Source organism: Staphylococcus coagulans, assembly GCF_022557135.1.
Taxonomy (GTDB): domain Bacteria; phylum Bacillota; class Bacilli; order Staphylococcales; family Staphylococcaceae; genus Staphylococcus; species Staphylococcus coagulans.
Map to the genome: position 1 here is coordinate 2,246,995 of NZ_CP092966.1, position 6,076 is coordinate 2,253,070.

8 protein-coding genes are annotated in these 6,076 nt (G+C 31.7%); 5 read left to right on the forward strand and 3 right to left on the reverse strand.

The genetic code is table 11. The features are described 5' to 3' along the window. Window positions 1-9: 9 nt before the first annotated feature. Complete coding sequence (locus tag KM149_RS10770; RefSeq protein WP_050331706.1) at window positions 10-558, reverse strand: tyrosine-type recombinase/integrase; 549 nt, start codon at window positions 556-558, stop codon at window positions 10-12. A 143-nt stretch (window positions 559-701) separates the two neighbouring features. Between KM149_RS10770 and sroA the strand changes: the two genes are divergently transcribed. Together sroA and KM149_RS10780 are read left to right on the forward strand one after the other, a co-directional pair. Continuing rightward, window positions 702-905, forward strand: coding sequence for a sigS mRNA-stabilizing protein SroA (sroA, locus tag KM149_RS10775; RefSeq protein ID WP_165545122.1), 204 nt, complete (start codon window positions 702-704; stop codon window positions 903-905). Window positions 906-921: 16 nt separating this feature from the next. Then, window positions 922-1,137, forward strand: coding sequence for a DUF2922 domain-containing protein (locus tag KM149_RS10780; protein ID WP_016424369.1), 216 nt, complete (start codon window positions 922-924; stop codon window positions 1,135-1,137). A gap of 69 nt (window positions 1,138-1,206) precedes the next feature. Here KM149_RS10780 and KM149_RS10785 read toward each other — a convergent pair whose 3' ends face one another. Further along, complete coding sequence (locus tag KM149_RS10785) at window positions 1,207-1,458, reverse strand: hypothetical protein (protein WP_103356360.1); 252 nt, start codon at window positions 1,456-1,458, stop codon at window positions 1,207-1,209. Window positions 1,459-1,740: 282 nt separating this feature from the next. Here KM149_RS10785 and KM149_RS10790 point away from each other — a divergent pair, with 282 nt between their 5' ends. The 3 genes from KM149_RS10790 (at window position 1,741) to sarA (ending at window position 4,766) form a co-directional block, all read left to right on the forward strand. Then, the gene (locus tag KM149_RS10790; protein WP_214971575.1) at window positions 1,741-2,670 is read left to right on the forward strand and encodes a DMT family transporter; all 930 of its coding nucleotides are present in this window, start codon (window positions 1,741-1,743) and stop codon (window positions 2,668-2,670) included. Between the two features lie 454 nt (window positions 2,671-3,124). After that, complete coding sequence (locus KM149_RS10795) at window positions 3,125-4,027, forward strand: efflux RND transporter periplasmic adaptor subunit (protein ID WP_182308643.1); 903 nt, start codon at window positions 3,125-3,127, stop codon at window positions 4,025-4,027. 367 nt (window positions 4,028-4,394) lie between these two features. Further along, window positions 4,395-4,766, forward strand: coding sequence for a global transcriptional regulator SarA (gene sarA / locus KM149_RS10800; RefSeq protein WP_016424365.1), 372 nt, complete (start codon window positions 4,395-4,397; stop codon window positions 4,764-4,766). Window positions 4,767-5,148: 382 nt separating this feature from the next. Here sarA and KM149_RS10805 read toward each other — a convergent pair whose 3' ends face one another. Continuing rightward, entirely contained in the window at window positions 5,149-5,865 is a 717-nt protein-coding gene (locus KM149_RS10805; protein ID WP_050331711.1) for a hypothetical protein, read from the reverse strand. Window positions 5,866-6,076 lie beyond the last annotated feature (211 nt).

Here is a 6,076-nt window from a genome sequence, read left to right on the forward strand (position 1 = left end):
TCTCTATTTTTATAAATTTAAAGCGATGGTCGTGTTAATTTCCTTTTTAGAAATACCTATAAACTTCATTGTTTCATAAGCCGTTTGATGTCCAAGATATTTTTGAATGATTGAAACTGAAATTCCGGATTTATACGCATGATATGCAAAAGTTTTTCTAAGTGTCGTTAAGCCTATATGTTCAATTCCTAATTGATGTGCCGCATTGTTAACAATACGATAAGCTTGCTGTCGACTAAGCCCTTTTTTTGTCCGCTTCGAGCGAAACAATAAGTCATCTCCAGAAATTGCTTCTGCCTGAATGTATTGTTTTAGCTCTTTACGTAGTTGTTCTGGAATAACAACACGAATATTTGAGTCCGTTTCATACCAACGTGTCATACTGACGCCTTGATCAGAAAGGAATTGAGACACCTTAAAATTAAGTAACTCTGTTAACTTAATACCCGTATGGATAGCAAATTTGAAAAATAAATAATCACGCATTGAATGTGCCTTTAAAAATTCATACATTCGATGAATATCTTGTTTGTCACGGATAGGATCTACACAGTTCACGCAATTCCACCTCTCATAATGTTTCTTATCCCATGATAAACTATATTTAAGTAACATGAAAGAATTTTCATAAATTATTTTATTTTTAGGGTGTGCTTTTTCGTTGTCATATTCGATATATAAAGTGAAAGGAGGTCAGAAATATGAACATCCATCAAATCACACTTATTCTGACGCAAACATCAGTCACACCGGAAGGAAAAATAACTAAAACGTCAAGACGCTTTACGCAACTTAAACCAACTGCAACCCGAGAAGAACTCAAAGCCTTTAGCAATGCAATTCAAGCACTTACTGGTGAACAATATGACGCCATTGAAGTCCTAACATCTGAATACATTCAATAAAAAGGAGCATACAAAAATGAATACAAAAACTTTAGAAATTACTTTTTCCGACGCATCACAAAAGAATATCAAACTCTCTCTTCCAAAATTAGACACTTCTATCACAAAAGAACTCGTAGAAACACAAGCAAATAAGATTGTGCAATTGAACATACTAGATAGTAAAGGGGGCGACATTCAAAAAGCAGTAGGTGCACAATTGATTGATAAGTCCGTTACAGTCCTTTTCTAATAAAAAAGACCCTGCGCATACCATATAAATAACGAGAGCCTGTCACAAATAAACGTGACAGGCTCTTTTCTAGTCATTCTTTTGATAATGAGGTCGAATTCTCACTTCATCACCGTAGAATATCTTATATTTCCCCAACTTATAACATATCGCATATTTCTCAAATACTTCTTCAACCCTTGCTAACGTTTTGTAAGACTTAAAAGGGTTTAAAACTTCAACATATTGTCCCTCTTGAAGTTGGGTTGACGGTTTTACATTGATAAAAAACATTTGTTCATCAATAACACGTACGATCTCATGTTCGTACAAATTTATCACAACTTTCTCTTACATCATACAATTCTTCAAATAAATGCCTTAGTCATGCATTAAACTTAAATAACCTTCCATGTGATTAATACAATTAAGTTCAACAACAATTTTCATGACTCCTCCCTATCTTAATCAAAATAACTTACGTTTGTAAATATATCGTAACTTTCTTTTATCTAAAATATTAAACTTTTTGAAATTAAAATTCGATAATTCCCTTTAAATGCTATCTTATTATATTTTGCTATAATAACACTATCTTAATTAAACAATAAGGATGGACATGATATGCTTTCACTTTTACTTATTTTAGGGCTTATCGCAGGTAGTGTCGTGCCAATTCAAACTTCTATCAATTCAAAATTGAGTCTTTATACGCACTCCTCGTTTTATGCTTCAGCTATTTCATTTTCGACTGGAACACTTTGGCTCATCATTGTTAATTTAATCATGAATCCACATGTTTTTTCGATTGCTTCCTTTCGTCATTATCAAATTGACTATTATTGGTATGTAGGCGGATTAATGGGGGTTATCTTTTTAACAGGCAATTTATTGTTACTCCCCAAAATTGGGGCTTCGCTCACCGTTGTCACTACAATTGCTGGTCAAATATTAATGAGTGTCGTGATAGACTCGTTCGGTTGGTTTAACGTAGACATCAAGCCGTTATCCATTTTGAAGACTTTTGGTATTATTTTATTACTCATTGGCATTATTTTAATGAATATTCAAAAGCGCTCAAAAGTTGTACGTACGGCGCATCAAACGCCTTTATGGATTATCGTAGGTATTTTATTTGGATTCGCTCCTCCAATCCAAACTGCAATCAACAGTCATTTAGGCCAAAGTGTGCACTCTCCTTATTTCGCATCACTCATTTCTTTTACAGTAGGATCACTAGCGCTGATCTTATTAACGCTGATTGTTCATCGTAAAATTTCTATCAGTACACTTCATGCATCAAATGGTCCTTTGAAATGGTGGCATTTTATCGGAGGTGCGCTTGGCGTCATTTTTGTTACTACGAACATTATTTTAACCCCACATATCGGCGTGACATTTACTTTAATCACTGTCATGTTAGGTCAAATTATTATGGGTATGATTATTGATCACTTTGGATTATTAGGTGTTCCACCGCGTCGTTTATCTTCCCAACGCCTTATTGGCTTTGTTGTAATTATTATAGCGATTGTACTCATTCAAGTGCGCTAATAACATATTTTAAAGGTTGGAAGAACTCGGATTGTGCTTAAATCATATTTAAGTGCAATCTGTATACCTTCCTCATTCACTCAATATGCCCCTATCTTTAGACGCTTTTGTTGTCTATCAAATGAAACATCAAAGGTTTTTAAATTGTGTAGCTGCATACGCCATCACTTTCTTTTCTTCTTTCAATTCTTTTATATTACGATAAAATCATTCAATGCACATGAATTAATTTAAATGTTCCTGTGCATTTTTCTATACACATTTTTAATGATTTTCTTTTTTAGTCATCATCTCTTCTATATTTTGCACAATTATAGTCCGTCATCATCAAAACATTTAAGTTTACGATATTCATTCATATATAAACAAAAAAATTGATATTATATATTTTTCAACTTGCATCCCATTTATAACTCAGTATAATATAAATATCTATTTGATATGAGGTGCCCGGATGTCAAAAAAATTAATATTTATTGTCTTATTATTTATTTTGCTGCCCTTTTCTTTTATGACATTCTTTTTATTTTTTAATAACCAATCAGAAAACTATGATTTAAAAATGGTGCGTGCCAGTGCTTCCCAGCCTTTAGTGTTAAATGGCATTGTGCAATCGGACTATCAAAAAGTAATTGTAAATCAAACAGCATTAGGAGAAATTAAAAAGATTGAGGTTGTCGATGGACAATCTGTAAAAATAAATGATTCACTTCTCACTTACCACAACGCTTCTAAATCCCACCAAATCAACTTTCTTTCCCATCTTATTCAACAAAATCGAAACCCTTCCAACACCTTAAACTATCGTGCTCAGATTGCCCAACTCCAAGAGCAACAAGACACAACAATCAAATCCCCCTTTGAAGGAATCGTGCACTTGCACAAACATTTCCCAAGTCTCCAGAACGAAAAAATACTTGAGATTTATTCCAAAAAACAGCATCTTTCATTTAAAGTTCCAGAAAATTTGTATGCGAAAATCAAAGTTAATCAGCCTGTATCTGTCAAGAAAGTTTTTGATACCAAAACTTACAAAGGCACGGTGACTTCTATATCTCCAGTACCTACCACTTCTGACAATCCTTCAAGTTTTTCCACTTATTCATTCAATGTTAAAGTAGCCGAAAGCTTTCCTATTGGTACACACTTCACTTTACAAATCGAACAACCACGTATCGTCTTACCCCAAGACACTCTTTTTGACCGTAATTCTGTTGTTATAAATAAGAATGGAAAATTCATTAAACGAATAATAAATTATGATAGAATAAATGAGCAACTTTTAATTGATAAAGGGGTTTTTATTGGAGAAAAAGTTGTTAGAAATCCAAATGCAAATATTTTAGAACCAAGTTAAACATGATATTTATCATTTTTTTACATTTTATTGCAATTTTTAGTTATTTAAAGGGAATAGTGGGTAAAAGAGCATTATATAAGAAGTTATATTGTAGAGAATGAATAAGCATCATTTCGTTTAAGATTGTTCTACAGATATCTTTCTTATTTTACAATTTTACACCAATTAGATATGCTGTAATAAATAATTGCACGCGAAATAAATTAAATATAAATTATAATCGCATATTATTATGGTGTAAGATAGACTTTGTTTGCTATAATATAAAGTGAGCACTGGATTAATTCATTGATATTTATAGCATATATGCGTATTATGATTTGAGTTAATTTTTTAAGGGTTATACAAATGGGAGGTTATGAGAATGGCTGTTACAAGAGTCAAAGATTGTTTTGAATTATTATCCATGGTTACTTATGCTGATAGATTGAAAAGTGTGATTAAAAAGGAGTTCAAAATTAGTTTTGAAGAGTTCGCTGTTTTAACACATTTAAGCTATCGTATTGAAGAAGAATACTACTTGAAAGATATTATTAACAACTTGAATTACAAGCAACCTCAAGTTGTTAAAGCTGTTAAAAATTTATCTCAAGAAGGTTATTTCGATAAGCGTCGTAATGAAAATGACGAGCGTACAGTACTTATTTTGATTAATGATGAACAACGCGAAAAAATTAATGCTTTATTAGAACGTGTGAATGAAACGATCAAATCTACTGATATTAGACCGCAATAAGAATTTACATCACTGATTATTCATAAATCATTCATCTTAATATGGGGAAAGTCTCAACACAAATGAGATTAATTAAATTAAAAACCACTCACAAAATCGACCATTTCTCATATGGTTGTACTTAGGATGAGTGGTTTTTAGGATACCTATCATCTCGCACTGCTACACTCAATTTTCTAACTCTCTTTATTGCGTGCGGTGCTTATATATCTTCTACTTAAAGATCATTTAACCTTTAAATGATACTTCATAAAACCCTCGTTTTTAATAAAAAAAGTGAATAAAGCGAATGAACCATCACGTTCATTGTTTTACTCACTCTTTTTAATCACTTTTTTATGATTTTATATTTTCCATTTAATACGCGTTAAATATGTGAATCTTATGATTTCGTTCTTGAAGATAATTCAATGGTGTAAAAAATAATCAGGACAAGAATCATCACCCATATCGCTATGGAAATTAATTGTGCTGCTTGTCCATCAGAAATTATAACATCAATCGTCTTTTGCAATAGTAGTAAACCGATGCCAGTGTATTCAAGATGTTTTAAATACAGACCTATACTCATAATTATTAACCCAATAAATGCTACAGCCATATGTGCATATTGTGTGACGACATGAATACCTAAATTAAAATCGAAGGCATTCATCATAATTAAAACAAACGCAATGAGTGCTAAAACGACACCGATATAACTTTCGAATTTGTTGCGATATAAATAATTTTTATGCATGATGCGTATATAAATAATAATTGAAATGGGTAAAATAATTAAAATATAAACTAATGATAAGCCTGTTGCAGCACCAAATGCGACGAGCTGTTTATCATATAGATATGAAATCAAGATAAAGTTGATAATAAAAAACACCACTGGATTAAACTGTAGTGTAAACAAATTCTTTTGAATAATTAATATAATTTCAGCAGGTGATTTATGGCGATACTCAATGTAATCTTTATCTTCCGCTTCTGATTTTTGAATATCTTTTCTTAAATTTTCTTTTACATCATCAATCAAATGCGGAGAAACACCTTTATGCTTCAAATAATCTTCTACATTCTCTAGCAAAGTACGATTATTGACTCTCATATAATCCTCCGTCTCACTTAATACATAATCATATTATATTAAAAACCTAACGCATACGCCACCAACAATTTAATGAAGTCTTATTTGAGTTACTATCTTTTGATTGATATTTGCAAAATAATATTGTTACAAAGTCTATAAAATAAAAAGGAGCGTGGCAGAAATCATTTTGATTTCATTGCCCCGCCCTATCAAGGTCATGCACAAAAGA

Excerpts from the sequence above, each read along its gene's own strand:
- KM149_RS10805 (WP_050331711.1), bottom strand. The coding sequence starts at position 5,865 with ATGAGAGTCAATAATCGTACTTTGCTAGAGAATGTAGAAGATTATTTG.
- KM149_RS10780 (WP_016424369.1), top strand. The coding sequence starts at position 922 with ATGAATACAAAAACTTTAGAAATTACTTTTTCCGACGCATCACAAAAG.
- KM149_RS10795 (WP_182308643.1), top strand. The coding sequence starts at position 3,125 with ATGTCAAAAAAATTAATATTTATTGTCTTATTATTTATTTTGCTGCCC.
- sarA (WP_016424365.1), top strand. The coding sequence starts at position 4,395 with ATGGCTGTTACAAGAGTCAAAGATTGTTTTGAATTATTATCCATGGTT.
- KM149_RS10790 (WP_214971575.1), top strand. The coding sequence starts at position 1,741 with ATGCTTTCACTTTTACTTATTTTAGGGCTTATCGCAGGTAGTGTCGTG.
- sroA (WP_165545122.1), top strand. The coding sequence starts at position 702 with ATGAACATCCATCAAATCACACTTATTCTGACGCAAACATCAGTCACA.